The 17951-nt window shown below is 70.7% G+C and carries 19 protein-coding genes; 16 read left to right on the top strand and 3 right to left on the bottom strand.

Features of this window, described 5'->3' with window-relative positions:
• Positions 1 to 17: 17 nt before the first annotated feature.
• The 3 genes from ACFU9P_RS30885 (at position 18) to ACFU9P_RS30875 (ending at position 2245) form a co-directional block, all read left to right on the top strand.
• On the top strand, positions 18 to 335 hold the full coding sequence (locus tag ACFU9P_RS30885) for a putative quinol monooxygenase (protein ID WP_384087188.1): 318 nt from the start codon (positions 18 to 20) through the stop codon (positions 333 to 335).
• An 84-nt stretch (positions 336 to 419) separates the two neighbouring features.
• Entirely contained in the window at positions 420 to 1388 is a 969-nt protein-coding gene (locus tag ACFU9P_RS30880) for an alpha/beta hydrolase (RefSeq protein WP_384087185.1), read from the top strand.
• A 95-nt stretch (positions 1389 to 1483) separates the two neighbouring features.
• Positions 1484 to 2245 (top strand): SDR family NAD(P)-dependent oxidoreductase, encoded by a 762-nt coding sequence (locus ACFU9P_RS30875; protein ID WP_384087182.1) that lies wholly within the window; start codon positions 1484 to 1486, stop codon positions 2243 to 2245.
• A 214-nt stretch (positions 2246 to 2459) separates the two neighbouring features.
• Here the strand turns inward: ACFU9P_RS30875 and ACFU9P_RS30870 are convergent, their stop codons facing one another.
• The 3 genes from ACFU9P_RS30870 to ACFU9P_RS30860 form a co-directional block, all read right to left on the bottom strand.
• A complete protein-coding gene (locus tag ACFU9P_RS30870) occupies positions 2460 to 3035 on the bottom strand; it encodes a TerD family protein (RefSeq protein WP_376372208.1) in 576 nt (191 codons plus the stop codon).
• A gap of 220 nt (positions 3036 to 3255) precedes the next feature.
• A complete protein-coding gene (locus tag ACFU9P_RS30865; protein WP_384087178.1) occupies positions 3256 to 4293 on the bottom strand; it encodes a sporulation protein in 1038 nt (345 codons plus the stop codon).
• A gap of 269 nt (positions 4294 to 4562) precedes the next feature.
• A complete protein-coding gene (locus ACFU9P_RS30860; RefSeq protein ID WP_376372810.1) occupies positions 4563 to 5024 on the bottom strand; it encodes a MarR family winged helix-turn-helix transcriptional regulator in 462 nt (153 codons plus the stop codon).
• A 211-nt stretch (positions 5025 to 5235) separates the two neighbouring features.
• Between ACFU9P_RS30860 and ACFU9P_RS30855 the strand changes: the two genes are divergently transcribed.
• The 13 genes from ACFU9P_RS30855 to ACFU9P_RS30795 all read left to right on the top strand — a co-directional run bounded on the left by ACFU9P_RS30855 (position 5236) and on the right by ACFU9P_RS30795 (position 17927).
• Positions 5236 to 6738, top strand: a complete 1503-nt coding sequence (locus tag ACFU9P_RS30855) for an MFS transporter (RefSeq protein WP_384087175.1) — start codon at positions 5236 to 5238, stop codon at positions 6736 to 6738.
• 155 nt (positions 6739 to 6893) lie between these two features.
• Complete coding sequence (locus tag ACFU9P_RS30850; RefSeq protein WP_384087172.1) at positions 6894 to 8114, top strand: cytochrome P450; 1221 nt, start codon at positions 6894 to 6896, stop codon at positions 8112 to 8114.
• A 2-nt stretch (positions 8115 to 8116) separates the two neighbouring features.
• Positions 8117 to 8764: a TetR/AcrR family transcriptional regulator gene (locus ACFU9P_RS30845; RefSeq protein WP_376372198.1), complete on the top strand. Its 648-nt coding sequence runs from the start codon at positions 8117 to 8119 to the stop codon at positions 8762 to 8764.
• Between the two features lie 59 nt (positions 8765 to 8823).
• On the top strand, positions 8824 to 9024 hold the full coding sequence (locus tag ACFU9P_RS30840) for a ferredoxin (protein ID WP_384087318.1): 201 nt from the start codon (positions 8824 to 8826) through the stop codon (positions 9022 to 9024).
• The gene (locus ACFU9P_RS30835; protein WP_384087169.1) at positions 9021 to 10217 is read left to right on the top strand and encodes an NAD(P)/FAD-dependent oxidoreductase; all 1197 of its coding nucleotides are present in this window, start codon (positions 9021 to 9023) and stop codon (positions 10215 to 10217) included. Before ACFU9P_RS30840 ends, ACFU9P_RS30835 begins: the two co-directional genes overlap by 4 nt.
• Positions 10218 to 10378: 161 nt before the next feature.
• Positions 10379 to 11614, top strand: a complete 1236-nt coding sequence (locus ACFU9P_RS30830) for a cytochrome P450 (protein WP_384087166.1) — start codon at positions 10379 to 10381, stop codon at positions 11612 to 11614.
• A gap of 103 nt (positions 11615 to 11717) precedes the next feature.
• The gene (locus ACFU9P_RS30825) at positions 11718 to 11912 is read left to right on the top strand and encodes a ferredoxin (RefSeq protein ID WP_376372189.1); all 195 of its coding nucleotides are present in this window, start codon (positions 11718 to 11720) and stop codon (positions 11910 to 11912) included.
• A gap of 201 nt (positions 11913 to 12113) precedes the next feature.
• On the top strand, positions 12114 to 12908 hold the full coding sequence (locus ACFU9P_RS30820) for an SDR family NAD(P)-dependent oxidoreductase (protein ID WP_384087162.1): 795 nt from the start codon (positions 12114 to 12116) through the stop codon (positions 12906 to 12908).
• Positions 12886 to 13629, top strand: coding sequence for a YoaK family protein (locus ACFU9P_RS30815; RefSeq protein ID WP_384087159.1), 744 nt, complete (start codon positions 12886 to 12888; stop codon positions 13627 to 13629). The genes ACFU9P_RS30820 and ACFU9P_RS30815 overlap by 23 nt, the downstream gene beginning before the upstream one ends.
• A gap of 827 nt (positions 13630 to 14456) precedes the next feature.
• Positions 14457 to 14642, top strand: a complete 186-nt coding sequence (locus tag ACFU9P_RS30810; protein ID WP_384087156.1) for a DUF6059 family protein — start codon at positions 14457 to 14459, stop codon at positions 14640 to 14642.
• Between the two features lie 69 nt (positions 14643 to 14711).
• Positions 14712 to 15887 carry an NAD(P)/FAD-dependent oxidoreductase gene (locus ACFU9P_RS30805; RefSeq protein WP_376372176.1) on the top strand — a complete coding sequence of 392 codons (1176 nt, stop codon included), beginning with the start codon at positions 14712 to 14714 and terminating at the stop codon, positions 15885 to 15887.
• A complete protein-coding gene (locus ACFU9P_RS30800; protein WP_384087153.1) occupies positions 15884 to 16231 on the top strand; it encodes a (2Fe-2S)-binding protein in 348 nt (115 codons plus the stop codon). Before ACFU9P_RS30805 ends, ACFU9P_RS30800 begins: the two co-directional genes overlap by 4 nt.
• The gene (locus ACFU9P_RS30795) at positions 16212 to 17927 is read left to right on the top strand and encodes an FAD-dependent oxidoreductase (protein ID WP_384087151.1); all 1716 of its coding nucleotides are present in this window, start codon (positions 16212 to 16214) and stop codon (positions 17925 to 17927) included. Before ACFU9P_RS30800 ends, ACFU9P_RS30795 begins: the two co-directional genes overlap by 20 nt.
• The last annotated feature ends 24 nt before the right edge of the window (positions 17928 to 17951 follow it).

Here is a 17951-nt window from a genome sequence, read left to right as displayed (position 1 = left end):
CACGGAAGAAGGCATCCATGATCGCCGGCTACGGCTTCAACGCCACCCTGACCGCCAAGCCCGGAATGGGCGACCGGCTCGTCGACCTGCTGCTGACCGGCCTGAACGAAGGCAGCCCCGGCGCGAGCGAACACTGTGTCGTCTACCTCGTCTCCCGCTCCGCGTCCGACCCCGACGTCGTACACGTCACCGAGGGCTGGACCAGCGAGGAGGACCACCACCGGATCTTCGCCGGCGAGGCCGCCCAGGCCATCGTGGCGCAGATCGGCGGGTTGCTGGCCAAGGAGTCCGAGTACACCGACTACGTGCCGGTCCGCGGCAAGGCCGCCTTCTGACCCGCCGGTCGCCCCACGCCCCGGCCCCTGCCGGGGCGGCCCTCTCGTTCGACATCCGGCATCACCCCACGAAAGGCAGCGACCATGACCACGGCCCGACCCGGCCTCGACCCCGAACTGCGTGAACTGCTCGCCGACATGCCCCTCATGTCTCAGCTCAGCCCGGAAGTACTCGCGCAACTGCGCCGGCTCCCCTCGACCCCCGTCGAGTCCCTCCTCGCCCACCGGCAGGTCGACCGGCGTGAGGTCACCGTGCCCGCCGAGGACGGTGCTCCGATCCCCCTGTCGGTCTTCAGCCCCGCGAACACCGATCGCACCGCTGCCGCGCCCTGCGTCTACTGGATGCACGGCGGCGGGATGGTCATGGGCGACCGCTTCTCGCAGATCGACATTCCGCTGGACTGGCTCGACGAGTTCGGTGCGGTCGTGGTCTCCGTGGACTACCGGCTCGCGCCCGAGGCCACCGGCACCGCCCTGGTCGACGACTGCTACCGGGGACTGCTCTGGGTCGCCGAGCACTCCGCCGAACTGGGCATCGATCCCGCCCGGATCGTCGTCGCGGGCGCCAGCGCGGGCGGCGGTCTCGCCGCCGGTGTCACCCTGCTGGCCCGCGATCTCGCCACCCCGGCGATCGCCGCGCAGATCCTGATCTGCCCGATGCTCGACCACCGCAACACCAGTACGTCCAGCCGTCAGTACGCGGACGGGCCCGGCGTCTGGACCCGTGAGATGAACGAGTTCGGATGGCGCTGTCTCCTCGGCGACCTCACCGACGACGAGATACCCGCGTATGTCTCGCCCGCGCTGGCCGACGACCTTTCGGGCCTGCCGACCACGTACGTCGACACCGGCTCCGCCGAAGTCTTCCGCGACGAGGACGCCGACTACGCCACCCGCATCTGGGCGGCCGGCGGTCAGGCCGAACTCCACGTCTGGGCAGGCGGCTTCCACGGGTTCGACGCGCTGTACCCGCAGGCGCGCGTCTCGGCCACGGCCCGTCGCACCCGTACCGACTGGCTCGCCAGAGTCCTGCCCGCGGACTCCGCCGCATAGCGCTGCCCGCTCACTCACTCACGCACGTACAACGCACACACGCACGTACACGCCCGCACGTACACGCAAGCACGACTGCACACAGGAGGAACACCATGAAGGTCGCCATCGTCACGGGCGCCAGCTCCGGCATCGGACGGAGCGCCGCGATCGAGATCGCCAAGCGCGGAACCGGAGTCGTCCTGACCTATGCCAACAACCCGCAAGGAGGCCTGGAGACGGCCGCCGCAATCGAGAAGGCGGGCGGCACCGCCGTCGCGCTGCCGCTGGACGTCGGCGAGTCCGGCACCTTCGCGGCTTTCCGCGACACGGTGGCCGGCGTGCTGCGCGACACCTGGCAGCGCGACACCTTCGACTGCCTGGTGAACAACGCCGGTTTCGCGCAGACCTCGTTGATCGAGGACATGACGGAGGAGACGTTCGACAGGCTCATGCGGGTCCTGCTCAAGGGACCGTACTTCCTGACGCAGAGGCTGCTGCCCCTGATGGCGGACGGCGGGGCCATCGTCAACACGAGCAGCAACTCGGCGACGACGGCCGCCGGCCTGGAGCCCGGCTACTCGGCCTACGCGTCGATGAAGGGCGGCCTGGACGTGCTGACCCGGTACATGGCCAAGGAGTTCAGTACGCGGGGCATCCGCGTCAACGCCGTCTCGCCGGGATCGACCCGCACCCGGATCGCCGACGACGCCTTCACCCGGTTCCCCGAGGTCGTCCCGGCCCTCGCCGCGAGGACCGCGCTCGGCCGGGTCGGCGAACCCGACGACATCGGAGCGGTGATCGCGACACTGCTCTCCGAAGAGAGCCGCTGGGTCACCGCTCAGAACATCGAGGTATCGGGCGGCTACAACCTCTAGGACGGGTCTCGCCGGCCATGTGACCGACGGGCCTGGCTCGTTCTGTCCGCCGGACCAATGGCTGTCCGCCGGATCAACGGCCGGGCCGCCCGCCGACGCGAAGGCCCACGCACCGGACGGGAGCGCCGGTGATGGCCGCGCCCCAGGTGGCGAGGGCCGTGCGCTCAGAGGTGAGCGGTGACGGCGGGCAGCGGGCCCTCGAACGTACGGTTCCTCAGACGGCCACGCCGAAGTCGGCGGCGATACCCGCCAGGCCGGAGGCGTAGCCCTGGCCGACCGCGCGGAACTTCCACTCCGTACCGTGCCGGTAGAGTTCGCCGAAGACCATCGCGGTCTCGGTCGCCGCGTCCTCGCTCAGGTCGTAGCGGGCGATCTCGGCGCCGCCCGCCTGGTTCACCACGCGGATGAAGGCACCCCGGACCTGGCCGAAGCTCTGGCCGCGGTTGTCGGCGTCGTGGATCGACACCGGGAAAACGATCCTCGTGATGTCGGCGGGTACGGCGGCCAGGTCGACCTTGATGGATTCGTCGTCGCCTTCGCCCTCGCCCGTGAGGTTGTCCCCGGTGTGCTCCACCGAACCGTCCGGGCTGGTCAGGTTGTTGTAGAAGACGAAGTGCCGGTCGGAGGCGACTTTGCCGGAGTCGTTGAGCAGCAGGGCGCTGGCGTCGAGGTCGTAGTCGGCGCCCGTGGTCGTACGTACGTCCCAGCCCAGCCCGACCAGTACCGCGGTCAGTCCCGGGGCTTCCTTGCTCAGCGAGACATTGCCGCCCTTGCCGAGGCTCACACCCATGTCGTATCCCTTTCCCGTGTCCGGGGGCGCTTGCTCGGCTCCCCGGTGGCAGAAACCAAAATCTACAGCACTGTAGAAGATGTTTGCTGCCCGCGGCCCGGTGGTGAACGGCGTCCCACGGGGCCACGCGTCCGGCAGAGCCACGTGAACTCCGTACGGGGCAAGGGGGTCCGGGCCGTATGGAAGGGGCGGCCCGGACCGCCGCGACGGCGAGGGTGTCTCAGCCCTCGTCGCCTTCCTCCTCGTCGCCTTCGAAGAAGTCGCCGACCTCGTCCACCACTTCGGCCGCGACCATCCCGCCGACCACGCCGACGGCCAGCCCCGCGGCCCCCGCGGCGATCACGGTGCCCATACCGGGCCCGGAGCGGTGACCGTGCCCCTCGTCGTGGTGATGTCCGTCGTGACCGTGGTGACCGCCGCCGTGATGCGCGTCGCCGTGCCCGTACGAAGCGTGCGAGCCGTGGGCGCCGTGGGAGCCGTACGCCGCTCGGTGTTCGATCAACTGGCGCATCCAGCCGTCGACTTCGGCGTACCAGTTGACCTGTCCGACGTCGTAGTGGCTGACGGCGAAACGGGTCACCGCGTCATGGCCGCCGGAGAAGAGGCCGCCGCGCTTGTCGGCCTCCAGGACCACCTCCATCCCGCCGGGATTCGCGAGGAAGGTCACCTCGATCTCGTTCACCTGGTGCGCGTACTGCGCGGAGGGGGTGAGTTCGATCTCCTGGTAGAACGGCAGTTGCTGACCGGTACCGCGGATGTGCCCGTACTCCAGGTCCGCGGACTTGAATCCGAAGCCGAGCTGCCCGAGGGCTTCGAGGATCGCCTCCTGGACCGGCAGCGGCCGCACGGAGAGCGGGTCGAGGTCGCCCTTGTCCCTGGCGCCGGCCACCGACACCTCGGTGCGGACGCCGAGGGCGATCCCGAGCGGCTGGCCGTACAGTTCGGTGACCGGGGTCTCCCAGGGCAGCGCCACACTGAACGGGATGCTGAGCCGCTCGTCCTCGGCGAGACGGAAGTTGCCGCCGACGCCGAACCGCTCGAAGACGACCGTCCCGTCCGACTCCCCGCCGTCGTGCTCGACCTCGACCCGGGCCACAAGCTCCAGGGTGATGTGCTCGACCGTGAAGTCGGCGCTGCCGCCCTTGATATGGACCTGCCCGGTCAGCGCGCCGCCGGGCACCGCCGCGTCCGCGTCGAGGACCGTGTCCACCGCCGGGCCACCCACGCCGAGTGAGCCGAGCAGCCGCTTGAACACCATCGTGGCGTTCACTCCTTCTCTGTTACGTGTTCCCTGTTACGTGACGCCGCTGGGTCGCGGACCGGTGCGCTCCGGAATCCCGCGTACCGCGCCGGACCGCGACCCCTCGTTCTATCTACACCGCTGTAGAAGCATAGGCTTGAGGTGTCGCCCTCCGGCGGTATTCCGGCGGTCCGGGGGAAATAAGGCCGAAAACCGTCCAGCCGGGAACGAAGCACCCGCCGCGGGCGGTACGTCCGCACAGGCGGACGGGCCCTCGACGGCTCCGGCTACTCCGTCCTCGCGGACGCCGCGGCCTCCGGCGACGCGTCCTCGCAAGGGCGTGGCCAGGGGCGGCCCACATAACGTTCCACGTCGGAGTTGAACCGCTCCAGCGCGCCCGTGAAGGCGTCGATCTCTTCGGGGGTCCAGTGTTCCAGTACGCGCCCGAGTCCGTTGACCACGACATCGCGTTCCTTGTGCAGCCGGTCCCGGCCGACCGGCGTGATACGGAACTTGCGCGCGATACCGCCGTCGGGATCCGGTACCCGGTCGACCAGGCCGGCCCGCAGCATCGCCGACGTCTGCCGGTTGAGCGTCGACACGCCGAGCCCGAAGGCCTCCGACAGCTCCGCGACCGACATCGGGCCGTCCAACTCGATCCTGCTGAGCAGCAGATACGCGCTGCGGTCCATCAGACCGCCGCCGCGCTTGCCCCGGGGTGACGTGACGGAGTGACGTGCCAGGAGCATCAGCTCGCGCTCCAGCCGTCGTCGGTTTTCCGTCGTCACGGTGGCCCTCCCTCATCCGTCTCATCCGTCACGGTGACCCTCCTTCATCGTTTCTTTGCCGGGCCTTTCCCCTTGTATACCACCGGATGTGCATGATGCATATCGCGTGTACGATGCTCATCGTTTGCATGATGCACACGCCAGTCCGAGGTTCCGCCATGGAGGAGACAACGTGAACGCCCAACAGTCCGGCCCCAGCCCCAGTGCACAGGCCGGGCCCAGCGCTCAGGCCGGCCCCGGTCCGCATTCCGGGGGGACCGTCGTCGTGCTGGCGTGCGCCGGAATCGTCGCCGCCCTGATGCAGACCTTGGTGGTGCCCCTCGTCGGCGAGCTGCCCCAGATCCTGCACACCACCGCCTCGAACGCGTCCTGGGCGGTGATCGCCACCCTGCTGGCGGGGGCGATCTGCACCCCGGTCATGGGCCGGCTCGGCGACATGTTCGGCAAGCGGCGCATGCTGCTCATCTCGATCCTGCCCCTGGTGGCGGGCTCGGTGATCTGCGCCCTGGCCGACTCGCTCGCCCCCATGGTGATCGGACGGGCCCTCCAGGGCATGGGTATGGGCATCGTGCCGCTGGGCATCAGCGCCGTACGTGATGTCGTGCCGGCCGAGCGGGTGGGCTCCTCCATCGCCCTCATCAGCGCCTCCCTGGGGATCGGCGGGGCGCTCGGTCTGCCGATCGCCGCCGCCGTGGCCGAGAACATGAGCTGGCGCGTCCTGTTCTGGGGCTCGGCCGGCCTCGGTGCCGTGATCGGCGCGCTGATCTGGCGGGTCGTACCGCGTATCGAGCCCACCGGGCGGGGCGGCTTCGACTACGTGGGCGCGGCCGGCTTGGGATCCGGGCTGCTGTGCCTGCTCCTGACGGTCTCCAAGGGCGCCGACTGGGGCTGGACGAGCGGCACCACGCTCGGCCTGTCCGCCGCGGGCGTCGTCCTGCTGCTGCTCTGGGGCCGCTGGGAGCTGCGCGTCACCGACCCCCTCGTCGACCTGAGGGTCACGGCCAGGCGCCAGGTCCTGCTGACGAACCTCGCCTCGGTCGTCGTCGGCTTCTCGATGTACGCCCAGTCGCTCATCGTGCCGCAGCTGCTCCAGCTCCCCGAGGCCACCGGCTACGGTCTCGGGCAGTCGATGCTCGCCGCCGGCCTGTGGATGATGCCCGGAGGCCTGTTCATGATGGCCCTCTCCCCGGTGGGCGCGAAGCTCTCCGCGGCCCGTGGCCCCAAGGTCACCCTGTTCGTCGGCTCCCTGGTCATCGCCGCCGGCTACATCTCGTCCCTGTTCCTGATGGGCGAGGCCTGGGGCCTGATGATCGTCGTCTGCATCGGCAGTACGGGGGTCGCCCTGGCGTACGGCGCCATGCCTGCGCTCATCATGTCCGCCGTACCCCAGTCCGAGACGGCGGCCGCCAATGGCTTCAACGCGCTCATGCGCTCTGTGGGCACCTCGGTCTCGGCCGCCGTCGTCGGTGTCGTCCTGGCGCAGATGACCGTACGGATGGGCGGGTACGAGATCGCCTCCGAGGACGGGTTCCGTACGGGCATGCTCATCGGCGGAGGGGTCGCGCTGGTCGCGGCCGCCATCACCCTCGCCATCCCCGGCCGCAAGGCGCCCCTGGGGGAGCGTACGGCCGTATCCCCTGCCCAGCAGGAGGCTTCGGACCTCGCCCGGAGCTGAGCTTCTCCGGCGGGACAAGGGCCGCCTCCGTCCGGGCAGCGGATACCCAGGGGGCGAAATTAAGTCAGTCGCTTGCTTTACCTCTATGGCCGCAGTTAACTGATCACAAGCGCAAATCCAGCTTCGACGCAAAACCAGCTTCGAGGAGACACGCGATGAGCCACAGCGAGAGCGATCAGGTGCTGAGCTATCCGATCTCCAGCGCGGACGCGCTGGAGCCCCCGGCGGAGTGGGAGCGGTTGCGGGGCCGGTGCCCGGTCGCCCGGGTGAAGCTGCCCAGTGGCGACGAGGCCTCGCTGCTGACCCGCTACGACGATGTGAAGCAAGTGCTGTCCGACCCGCGGTTCACCCGGCAGCTCAGCGCCGCCGGCGCCGCGAGAGTTTCCGCCAATGAGTCGGGCGGGGTGTTCAACGGCTCCATGGCGAACACGCTTCCCCAGGGCGGCGAGGGGCATCAGCGGTGGCGCCGGATGGTCGGCCGGTGGTTCACGGCCAAGCGGATGGCGGCGCTGCGGCCGGGCATCGAGGAGATGGCCGACCGGCTCATCGACGAGATGGTGGAGCGCGGCCATCCGGCGGATCTGAAGGCGAGCCTCGGCTTCCCGCTGCCGGTGTGGGTGATCTGCGATCTGCTCGGTGTCCCGGACTCGGACCGCGACAAGTTCGCCCACTGGTCCGACACGTTGCTCAATCTGACCCGGTACACCCAGGCTGAGATCGACGCGGCGCAGCGGGAATTCGTCGCGTACATGGCCGGTCAGGTCGCGGCCAGGCGGGCCGAGCCGGGCGAAGACCTGCTCAGCGAGCTGATTGCCGGTACGGACGCCGACGGCGGCGGTCTGACCGACGCGGAGCTGGTGGGCACCGGCCAGGGGCTGCTGGTTGCCGGGCACGAGACGACGGCGAACATGATCGGGAAGATGACCGGCATGCTGCTGGCGGACCGGCGGCGCTGGGAGCGACTGGTCGAGGACCGCTCGCTCGTGCGCTCCGCGGTCGAGGAGGCACTGCGGTACGACGCGAACCCCGGGTTCGGCATGCCGCGCTATCTCGACCAGGAGGTCGAGGTCGGCGGAGCCGTGCTGCCGCTGGGCACAACCGTGGTGTGCAGCATGGCCGCGGCCAACCGCGACGAGGACGCGTTCGACGGCGCCGGGGAGATGGACCTCGGCCGGAGCCCGAATCCGCATCTCGCCTTCGGTGTCGGGGCGCACTCCTGCCTCGGGCAGGCGCTGGCCCGTACCGAACTCCAGGCGGTTCTCTCGGTACTGCTGCGCCGGCTTCCCTCGCTGGAGCTGGCCGTACCGGCGCGGGACCTGCGCCGCGTGGAGGGCCTCGTCGTCGGCGGACTCCGCGAACTGCCGGTGCGGTGGTGACCATGACGGGCAGGTCCGTCCGTACGGCCCGGGCCGACGCGACGCGTGAGCTGATCCTCACCGCGGCGGAGCGGCTGTTCGCGGAAGACGGGGTATTCGCTGTTTCCAATCGCCAAGTGAGCGAAGCCGCGGGACAGGGCAACAATGCCGCGGTCGGCTACCACTTCGGTACCAAGGCGGATCTCGTACGGGCGATCGCGCACAAACACAACGAGGGGATAGAGCGGCTGCGCCTGCGGATGGTCACGGAGGCCGGCGATTCCTCCGACACCCGGGACTGGGTGGCCTGTCTGGTGCGCCCGGTCACCGAATATCTCGACGCGCTGGGCACTCCCACGTGGTACGCCCGGTTCGGCGCGCAGGTGATGACCGACCCGGCCCTGCGCGACATCATGATCCAGGAATCGCTCACCTCGCCCTCGCTGCACCGGATCGCCGACGGACTCGACCGGTGCCTGGCCGGCCTGCCCGCCGATGTGCGGGCCGAGCGCAATGACATGGCCCGCCAGCTCATGGTGCACATGTGCGCCGAGCGGGAGCGCGCGCTCGCCCAGGGCACCCCCACCCCACGATCCAGTTGGCGCGACGCGGGTTCCGGCCTGGTCGACGCGATCGTCGCGTTGCTGCTGGCCCCCGTCTCACGCGCCTGACGAAGGAACACCCCCCCCATGCAATTACGTGAACCGCAGGAGTGCCGACGATGAAGGTGATGAAGGTAGCGGTGGACGAGGCCATGTGCTGCGGCGCGGGCCAGTGTGTACTGCTCGCCCCGGACGTGTTCGACCAGCGCGACGAGGACGGCGTTGTGGTGCTGCTCGACGCGACCCCGCCGGAGCCGCTGCACACCGTCGTCCGTGAGGCCGCCGGTGTGTGTCCGGCCGCCGCGATCTCGCTGAGCGAGGGGGCGTGAGCGCCCCCGCCGGTGTCCTTGTGGTCGGCGCGTCCGCCGCGGGACTCGCCACGGTGGAAGCGCTGCGGCGGGGCGGCTACCCGGGCGCGGTGACCGTACTGGGAGCGGAGCCCCATCTCCCTTACGACCGGCCGCCGTTGTCCAAGCAGGTCCTCTCCGGCGCCTGGGACCCGGACCGGGCGCTGCTGCGGCCGCGAGACGTACTGGAGGCACTGGACGCCGAGTTCGTCCTCGGTGACCCGGCCGTCGGTATGGACACACCGGCACGCGCCGTACACACCGCGTCCGGACGCACACTGCGCGCCGGCACCGTTGTCATAGCCACCGGGACGAGCCCCAGAACCCTTCCCGGGCAGGCCGGTCTGGCCGGGGTCCATGTGCTGCGCACCCTCGACGACGCGCTCGCGCTGCGCGCCGGCCTGCTGCGGTCCGCACGGCTCGTGGTCGTCGGGGACGGAGTGCTCGGCGCCGAAGTCGCCGCCACCGCCCGGACCATGGGCCTGGACGTCACTCTCGCGGGCCCTCAGCAGGCGCCCATGGCGAGCCAGCTCGGCCGGCCGGCCGCGGGCCTGCTCGCCCGACTCCACACCGAGCACGGGGTACGGCTCCGGCTGGGAACGGGCGTACGAGAACTGACCGGCGCCCGGGGCACGGTCACCGGGGTGGGCCTGGACACCGGCGAGGTGCTGCCGGCCGACCTGGTCGTGGTCGCGATCGGAGGCGACCCGGTCACCGGATGGCTCCGCGACAGCGGTCTGCCGGTGGACAACGGCCTGGTGTGCGACTCCCGTTGCCGGGCCGCCGACGGGATCTACGCCGTCGGGGACGTCGCACGGTGGCACCACGACCGGCTCGACGCGCTGCTGCGGCTGGAGAACCGTACCAACGCCACCGAACAGGCCGTCGCCGTCGCGGCCAACATCCTCGGCGACGACCGGCCGTACACCCCCGTGCCGTACTTCTGGACCGACCAGTTCGGCACCAGGATCCAGGTGTACGGCGTGCTCCCCGCCGACGCCGAAGTGACCGTCGTCGACGGCGACCCGGAGGCCGGGCGATTCGTCGCGCGCTACAGACGCGACGGCAAGGTCACCGGCGTGCTCGGCTGGAACATGCCCAAGCAGGCGCGCGTACGCCGCCAAGAGGTCGCCGACGCGCTCGCCGTGTCCGGCTCCGCGCACGCGCCGCGCTGACACTCCCAGCCGTCCGCGCCGCGCTGACACTCCCCGCGGCGCGGCTGCCCGCTCCGGCCCACCGAACCGGGCCCGGCCGGGCGTACCCCCGCACCACCATCCGACCGCGAGAACACCACAAGAGAACACCGCAACACAACACACCCCCCTTGGAGTACACGATGACCAGCACGGTCCCCACGGCCGGCGAACTCCCGGCCGACATTCCGGATTTCCCCATGTCCAGGGCGGCGGGCTGCCCCTTCGACCCGCCTCCGACCGCGATCGCCAAGCAGAAGGAGGCCCCGCTCGCCAAGGTCCGTCTGTGGGACGGCAGTACGCCATGGATGGTGACGCGGTACGCCGAGCAGCGGGCCCTGCTCGCCGACCCGCGGGTCAGCGCGGACATCACCCGGCCCGGCTACCCGCTCCAGACAGCGGTCGCCCCCGGCAGTCAGTCCGGGTCCGGCAGCTTCATCCTGATGGACGACCCCAAACACGCCACGATGCGGCGCATGGTGACCGCGCCCTTCGCCATCAAACGCGTGGCGGCGCTGCGACCGGCCATCCAGAAGATCGTCGACGACCTGATCGACGGCATGCTGGCCGGTCCGAAACCGGTCGACCTGGTCGACGCGTTCGCCCTGCCGGTGCCCTCGCTGGTGATCTGTGAACTGCTCGGAGTGCCCTACAGCGACCACGACTTCTTCCAGGACAACAGCAAGGTCGTCATCAAGCGCGACGCCGCCCCAGAGGAGCGGGCCGGCGCCATGCGCGCGCTGGGCGACTATCTGGACGGCCTCATGGGCGAGAAGCTCGCCGCGCCCGCCGACGACCTGCTGTCCGGGCTGACCGAGCGGGTGAAGGCCGGGGAGCTGACCCGGCAGGAAGCGGCCCAGATGGGCGTGCTGCTGCTGATCGCCGGACATGAGACCACCGCGAACATGATCGCGCTCGGTACGCTCGCCCTGCTCGAACACCCCGACCAGCTCGCGCTCCTGCGTGACACGGACGATCCCAAGCTGGTCGCCTCGGCCGTGGAAGAGCTGCTGCGCTACCTCAACATCGTCCACAACGGCCGGCGCCGGGTCGCCCTCGAAGACATCGACATCGCCGGACAGCGCATCCGCGCCGGCGAGGGGCTGGTCCTGGCCACCGACATCGCCAACCGCGACCCCGAGGCCTTCCCGGACCCCGACCGCCTCGACCTCCGGCGCGACGCCCGCCACCACGTGGCCTTCGGATTCGGCGTGCACCAGTGCCTGGGCCAGCCGCTGGCCCGGCTGGAGCTCCAGGTCGTCTACAGCACCCTGTACAAGCGCATCCCCGGCCTGCGACTGGCGGCCGGCCTCGAACAGATCCCGTTCAAGCACGACGGTGTCGTGTACGGGGTGTACGAGCTGCCCGTCACCTGGTGACCCCGGCGACCGGCCGGGCCCGGCCCCGGCACCGACCCCCGCTCCGTAACCCCCAGCCCCTCGACCTCTCAGCCCGACGAACAGCGCTGTCAAAGGAGATATCGTGAAGGTCACCCTCGATCAGGACAAGTGCGTAGCATCCGGACAGTGCGTGGTCGCCGCCGCGGACGTGTTCGACCAGCGTGACGAGGACGGCATCGCGGTCCTCCTCACCTCCGAGCCGAACCCGGACCAGGCCGCCGACACCCGCCACGCGGCGGCGGTCTGCCCGGCCCTGGCCATCCAGATCCAGGAGTAATCCCGCTCCGGCGTCACACCCGTACCGGTCGGAGTCCCGCGGCGGATCACTGCCCGCCGCGGGACTCCGTCGCGCCGGTTGTCGCGCACGGCTTGCGGTATCTGCCGGGTCCGGTCGGCCCCTCACCCGCTGCGGGGGCGGCGCGGCTCCTTGATGATCGGACTGGAGGGGGAGACAGCCGGCCGGACTGGGAGTGCGCTGATGGAGCTGAACCTTGAGGGCCGTACCGCCCTTGTCACCGGATCGACACAGGGCATCGGCGCCGCGATCGCTGCGGGGCTCGCCCGGGCGGGCGCGCGGGTCGGCGTCAACGGACGGGACTCTTCGCATGTGGAGGAGGCTGTGGCGCGTCTGGAGAAGGAGGCTCCGCACGCGCGTCTCGTGCCGGTGGTGGCGGACCTCGGTACGGAGGAGGGCGCGGCCCGCGCGCTGGAGCTGCTGGCGGACGCCGACATTCTCATCAACAATCTCGGGATCTTCGAAGCCCGTCCGGCACTGGAGATCACTGACGACGAGTGGCGGCGCTACTTCGAGGTGAACGTCCTGTCCTCCATCCGGCTCACCCGCGCCTATCTGCCCGGGATGATGGACCGGGGCTGGGGCCGCGTCCAGTACATCGCCAGTGACGCGGCCGTGGCGATCCCCGCGGAGATGATCCACTACGGCATGACCAAGACAGCGCTGCTGGCGGTCGGCAGGGGATTCGCCAAGGCATGCGCGGGCACCGGCGTCACCGTGAACTCGGTCATCGTCGGCGCCACGCACACGGGCGGTGTCGAGGACTTCGTCTACCAGTTGGTGAACCGGTCCCTGCCCTGGGACGAGGCGCAGCGCACCTTTATGCGCGAACACCGGCCCCAGTCCCTGCTGGGGCGGCTGATCGAGCCCGAAGAAATCGCGAACACGGTCGTCTATCTCAGCTCCGAGCAGGCATCCGCCACAACAGGAGCCGCCGTACGAGCCGACGGCGGCTATGTCGACTCCATCCTCCCCTGATCAGCCGTCCGGCCAGGACGGCACCTCGCGCCCGGCGGCAACGGACCGGCTCGGTTCGTCCTGGGTCGTGTTCGCGCTGACCCTGACGACCGGGTCGGTGGACGCGATCAGCTTTCTCGCGCTCGGCGGAGTGTTCACCAGCGTCATGACCGCCAACATGGCACTGCTCGGACTGGCCGTGGGCTCGCAGGACCTCTCCCTCGCGGCACACGCCCTGATGGCCTTCGGCGGATATGTCTGCGGCGCCCTCGCCGGTACCCGGATCGCCGTGGCGAAGCGGGGCCCGCTGGGATACGGGGCCCATCAAACCGCCCTGGCCGTCGAGCTGTTGGTGCTGTGCGGAGTCCTCGCCTGCTGGATGGCGGTCTCCGGGCGGCCCGGCCCGGGGACACGGATCGGGCTGCTGGTGGCGGCGGCCTTCGCCATGGGCTGTCAGAGCGCGGTGGTACGGGTCGCGGGAGCCCCCAACGTATCGACCACGTATCTGACCGGCACGCTCACCGGAGTCCTGGCGGAACTCGCCACCAAGCGGAGGCTGCGGTGGAAAACCGCGCTTCTGATCCTGACGTTGCCCATCGGCGCCGCGTGGAGCGGCTATCTGGTCACCGACGCACGGCTTTTCGCGCCGGTCCTGCCCGTCGCCTTCCTGACCGTGGCTCTCGTCACTTCTGTCGCACGGGAACGGGGGTTCCGGCAGCCCGCCGAACGGCCTCCCCGCTGAGCCGGGCTCACGGAGCGGCTGTCTAGGCCCTCCAGGATCGCGACGGTCACCGCCGCGTAGGCCAGATGGGGCACGACGTCGGACACCCAGTCCAGCGCAGACCAGGTGCGGGGGTCGGTGACTCCCAGCACCGTCATGGGGCCGTTCGTGCCGATCAGGGCCGCCAGCGTGGTCCCGGCGCCATCGGTCAGCGGCCCCGCCCGCCAGCCCGCCGAGCGGGCTGTCCCGAGCAGTGCACCCACCGCGAGGCCCGCGACGATGCCGGTGAGGGGCGCGAGACCGGCGATACGGTTGGCCCGCGCCGACGCCGAGCCGGGAATGGGCAACCGCAGTATCTGCGAGAGGCGTACCACGGTGCCTTCGGGGGTGGTGCTGGCCGGCCGCGCCCGTACGACCATGTCGAGATACCCGACGACGTTCAGAGCCGTGGTGCCCGCGGCCCCGGCCGCGGCCCCTTTGAACGCTCCTTCGACCAGTCGATTCATTCCGGCCTCCTTGATTCCGGCCGCCTCGGCTCGGGCCTCTTCGATACGACAGCTTCGATACGCACAGCTCTCTCTGCACAGAACCGCGCCGTGACCGAATTCGCTACTCGACGACCGAAAGCTTCCGCGCCGGACCGGGTCGCGCCGCGGCCGATGCGTAAACCTGTTCGATCGCCACACTCGACCTTTCCGTACAGCAGGCAGACCGTATGCGTACGCTGATTGGCCGAAAAATTACAGCGATCGTTCGGGTCCGACTCCAGCGGGCTGCGCCATCCTTCGGGCATGTGCCTCCGTCTTGCCCGGCTCCTGCGCTCCCTTGTGTCCTCCACGGGGAAGTGGATGATCGCCTACGGTCGGATCTGGGTCTACATTCCCCCCTCGGCCCAGCCGCCCCGGCCGGACTCCCGGCCGCTGACCGGGCCGGTTCGTGGTCACCCCGAGCGGCTCTGCCCCGAAGTCCCGCTGAACGAAATCGAGTTGGCGTTACGGAGGGAGCTGCTGGGGAGCAGTGGCGCCGAGCCGTGAGCGGGCGGGACGCTCCGGCGGAAGGATCTGGGTATGGTGCGCGACATTGCAGCGTGACATTGTACTGCCATGAACACCTCGGATCGATCTCCCGATGTCCTTGTCATCGGGGCGGGCATGGTCGGTGCCGCCTGTGCTTACTACTGTTCGCTGGCGGGCCTGCGCGTCACCGTCGTCGAGCGGGGCGCGATCGCGAGCGGTACGACCGCCGCCTGCGAGGGCAACATCCTGCTCTCCGACAAGGAGCCGGGGCCCGAACTCGATCTCGCCCTGCTCTCCTCGCGGCTGTGGCGGGAGGCCGCCGAGGCGGTGGGGGCGGAGCGGCTTGAGTACCAGGCGAAGGGCGGCGTCGTGGTGGCCGCCGCGGAGCCGACCGCCGACGGACTCCGGAAACTCACCGCCGTTCAGCGCGCGGCCGGGATCGACGCCGTCGACATCTCCGCCGCCGAAGTCATCGAACGGGAGCCCAACATCACCCGGGATGTGGTCTCGGGCGCGTACTACCCGCAGGACAGCCAGGTCCAGCCCATGCTCGCGGCGGCGCGGCTGCTACGGGAGGCCCGCGCCCGGGGAGCGACTGTACTGCCGGGCACCGAGGTCACCGGATTCGTACGGGACGGCCGCGGCGCCGTCTGTGGTGTCCGTACGAATTCGTCCTCGGCGCCCGTCATCCATGCCGGCTCCGTCGTCAATGCCACGGGGACCTGGAGCGGGCAGACGGCCGGGCTGGCGGGGGCGCCGGTTCCGGTGCTGCCCCGCCGGGGCTTCATCCTGGTCACCGAGCCACTGCCCCGGGTGATCCGGCACAAGGTGTACACCGCCGAGTACGTCGCCAATGTGGCGAGCGGAAACGCGGGCCTGGAGACCTCGGTGGTGGTCGAGGGCACCCGGGCGGGCACCGTGCTGATCGGGGCCAGCCGTGAACGGGTGGGTTTCGACCGCTCGATGTCGCTGCCGGTGCTGCGCAAGCTGGCCGCGCAGGCCATCGCCGTCTTTCCGTTTCTCGCCGAAGTGACGCTGCTCCGCAGCTACTTGGGATTCCGGCCGTACTGCCCGGACCATCTTCCGGTGATCGGTGCCGACCCGCGCGCCCCCGGTCTTCTGCACGCGGGCGGGCACGAGGGCGCGGGGATCGGGCTGTCCACCGGTACGGGGCGGCTCATCGCGCAGGTCATCACGGGGGCGGAACCGGATCTGGACCTCACGCCCTTCCGCCCGGACCGGTTCGAGGAGGCCGCCGCATGAGCCCGGACACAAATCCCGGTCCGCACAAGGGTGTTGGCTCGGCCTCCGGCCCGGGTGCCGAAGAGCCTGAAGCGGCCTGCCAGTTCCGCTTCGACGGCGAGACGGTCTCCGCCGAAGCCGGCCAGACCATCGGTGCCGCCCTCATCGCCGCCGGGCGCCGCTCGTGGCGCCGCACCCGGGTCGGGGCCGCGCCGCGCGGGGTGTTCTGCGGGATCGGGATCTGCTTCGACTGTCTGGTCGTCGTCAACGGCCGCCCCAACAACCGGGCCTGTCTGGTCGAAGCCGCCCCCGGAGATGTCGTACAGACACAGGAAGGAGCGGGCCATGACGATCTCGCGTGCTGACACTCCATACGATCTCGCTGTCCTGGGCGCGGGACCGGCCGGTCTCGCGGCGGCCGTCACGGCCGCGGCAGCGGGCGCGCGGGTGGCGCTGGTGGACGCCGGGCCACGGCCGGGCGGCCAGTACTGGCGGCACCGCGCGGGCGACGAGGGCGCGCCGGGGCACGGCGGGACGGCCTTCCAGCGGCTGCGGTACGGGCTGACCGCTCATGCGGACAGGATCGACTACCTGGCGGGGCACTCGGTCTGGCATGCCGAGCGGACGGCCGATGGCTTCCGCACCCATATGGTCCCGGCCCATACCGGCTCTGCGCATATGGTCCGTACGCACACGGCCCCCGCCCACACGGTCGGCGGCCACATAGCTCCCGACCACACAGGCCCTGACCACACAGCTCCCGACCACACAGGCCCTGACCACACAGATCTCGACCACACAGGTCGTGACCACATGGCTGCCACGCACACAGCCGGCAGCCCGGCCGGGCGTGTCCTGCGCAGCCGTACGGTCGTCGTCGCGACCGGTGCGTACGACCGTCAACTGCCCTTCCCCGGCTGGACCCTGCCCGGTGTTTTCACGGCGGGCGGGGTGCAGGCCCTGCTGAAGGGGCAGGGCGTTGTGGCCGGGCAGCGGATCGCGGTCACCGGTACCGGGCCCTTCCTGCTCGCCGTCGCCGCGGGCCTGGCCGAGGCGGGGGCGCGGGTGGTCGGGGTCTTCGAGGCCGGGCTGCCCGCCGGGCTCGGGCGCCATCCCTTCGCGGTAGCCCGAAACCCCGCGAAACTCGCCGAGGGCGCGGACTTCCTGCGCACCCTGCTGCGTCACCGGGTTCCGTACCGGACCCGTACGGCCGTGATCGCCGCCCACGGGGACGGCGAGGTCACCGGAGCGACGGTCGCACGCCTCGACGCGGGGTGGCGCGTCATGCCGGGCAGCTGGCGCCGTATCGACTGCGACACCCTCGCCGTCGGCTACGGCTTCACACCCCAGACCGAGATCGCGCTCCAGCTCGGCTGTGCCACCCACCGCGATCTCGACGGCAGCCTGGTGGCCACCGCCGACGGACGGCAGCTCAGTACCGTTCCCGGTGTCTATCTGGCGGGCGAGGTCTGCGGGGTCGGGGGAGCGGCCCTGTCCGTGACCGAGGGCGAACTCGCCGGGCTGCACGCCGCCTTCGTCACGACCGGCGCGGCCCCGAGCCGGGCGGTGGTACGGCGGCTGACGCGGCGGCGCGCGGCGCAGCGGGGGTTCGCCACCGCCCTGCACGAGGCGTATCCGGTACGGCCGGGATGGACGACATGGCTGGACACGGACACCCTGGTGTGCCGGTGCGAGGAGGTGACCTCGGAGGCGGTCACCGAGGCGGTCGAGGAACTGGGCGCGACCGATGCCCGCGGGGTCAAGCTGTACGCACGTCCCGGTATGGGGCTCTGCCAGGGGCGGGTCTGCGGTTACGCCGTCGGCTGTCTGGTCGCCGCGCGCACCGGGCGCGCGCCGACCGAGGACGATCTGCGTTCCATGGCGGGCCGGCCTGTCGCGCAGCCGCTGACGCTCGGCACGCTCGCAGCAGGCCTCGGCACCGACGACCCCGAGCCCGGCCTCGACACCGCCCCCGACGTTGACGCGCCCGCCCCCGAGCCTGACCCCGCCCCCGCTCCCATCCCCGACGACTCCACCTCGGACCAGAAATCCGGTCAATAGAATGTCACATGCCGTATTGCACGC

This window comes from Streptomyces sp. NPDC057617, assembly GCF_042800555.1.
GTDB lineage: Bacteria > Actinomycetota > Actinomycetes > Streptomycetales > Streptomycetaceae > Streptomyces.
This window is presented reverse-complemented; position numbering and strand designations above follow the sequence as displayed.

Coding starts and splice junctions, on each gene's coding strand:
- ACFU9P_RS30885 (WP_384087188.1), top strand. CDS start 18: ATGATCGCCGGCTACGGCTTCAACGCCACCCTGACCGCCAAGCCCGGA.
- ACFU9P_RS30880 (WP_384087185.1), top strand. CDS start 420: ATGACCACGGCCCGACCCGGCCTCGACCCCGAACTGCGTGAACTGCTC.
- ACFU9P_RS30875 (WP_384087182.1), top strand. CDS start 1,484: ATGAAGGTCGCCATCGTCACGGGCGCCAGCTCCGGCATCGGACGGAGC.
- ACFU9P_RS30870 (WP_376372208.1), bottom strand. CDS start 3,035: ATGGGTGTGAGCCTCGGCAAGGGCGGCAATGTCTCGCTGAGCAAGGAA.
- ACFU9P_RS30865 (WP_384087178.1), bottom strand. CDS start 4,293: ATGGTGTTCAAGCGGCTGCTCGGCTCACTCGGCGTGGGTGGCCCGGCG.
- ACFU9P_RS30860 (WP_376372810.1), bottom strand. CDS start 5,024: ATGCTCCTGGCACGTCACTCCGTCACGTCACCCCGGGGCAAGCGCGGC.
- ACFU9P_RS30850 (WP_384087172.1), top strand. CDS start 6,894: ATGAGCCACAGCGAGAGCGATCAGGTGCTGAGCTATCCGATCTCCAGC.
- ACFU9P_RS30845 (WP_376372198.1), top strand. CDS start 8,117: ATGACGGGCAGGTCCGTCCGTACGGCCCGGGCCGACGCGACGCGTGAG.
- ACFU9P_RS30840 (WP_384087318.1), top strand. CDS start 8,824: ATGAAGGTAGCGGTGGACGAGGCCATGTGCTGCGGCGCGGGCCAGTGT.
- ACFU9P_RS30830 (WP_384087166.1), top strand. CDS start 10,379: ATGACCAGCACGGTCCCCACGGCCGGCGAACTCCCGGCCGACATTCCG.
- ACFU9P_RS30820 (WP_384087162.1), top strand. CDS start 12,114: ATGGAGCTGAACCTTGAGGGCCGTACCGCCCTTGTCACCGGATCGACA.
- ACFU9P_RS30815 (WP_384087159.1), top strand. CDS start 12,886: ATGTCGACTCCATCCTCCCCTGATCAGCCGTCCGGCCAGGACGGCACC.
- ACFU9P_RS30810 (WP_384087156.1), top strand. CDS start 14,457: ATGATCGCCTACGGTCGGATCTGGGTCTACATTCCCCCCTCGGCCCAG.
- ACFU9P_RS30805 (WP_376372176.1), top strand. CDS start 14,712: ATGAACACCTCGGATCGATCTCCCGATGTCCTTGTCATCGGGGCGGGC.
- ACFU9P_RS30800 (WP_384087153.1), top strand. CDS start 15,884: ATGAGCCCGGACACAAATCCCGGTCCGCACAAGGGTGTTGGCTCGGCC.
- ACFU9P_RS30795 (WP_384087151.1), top strand. CDS start 16,212: ATGACGATCTCGCGTGCTGACACTCCATACGATCTCGCTGTCCTGGGC.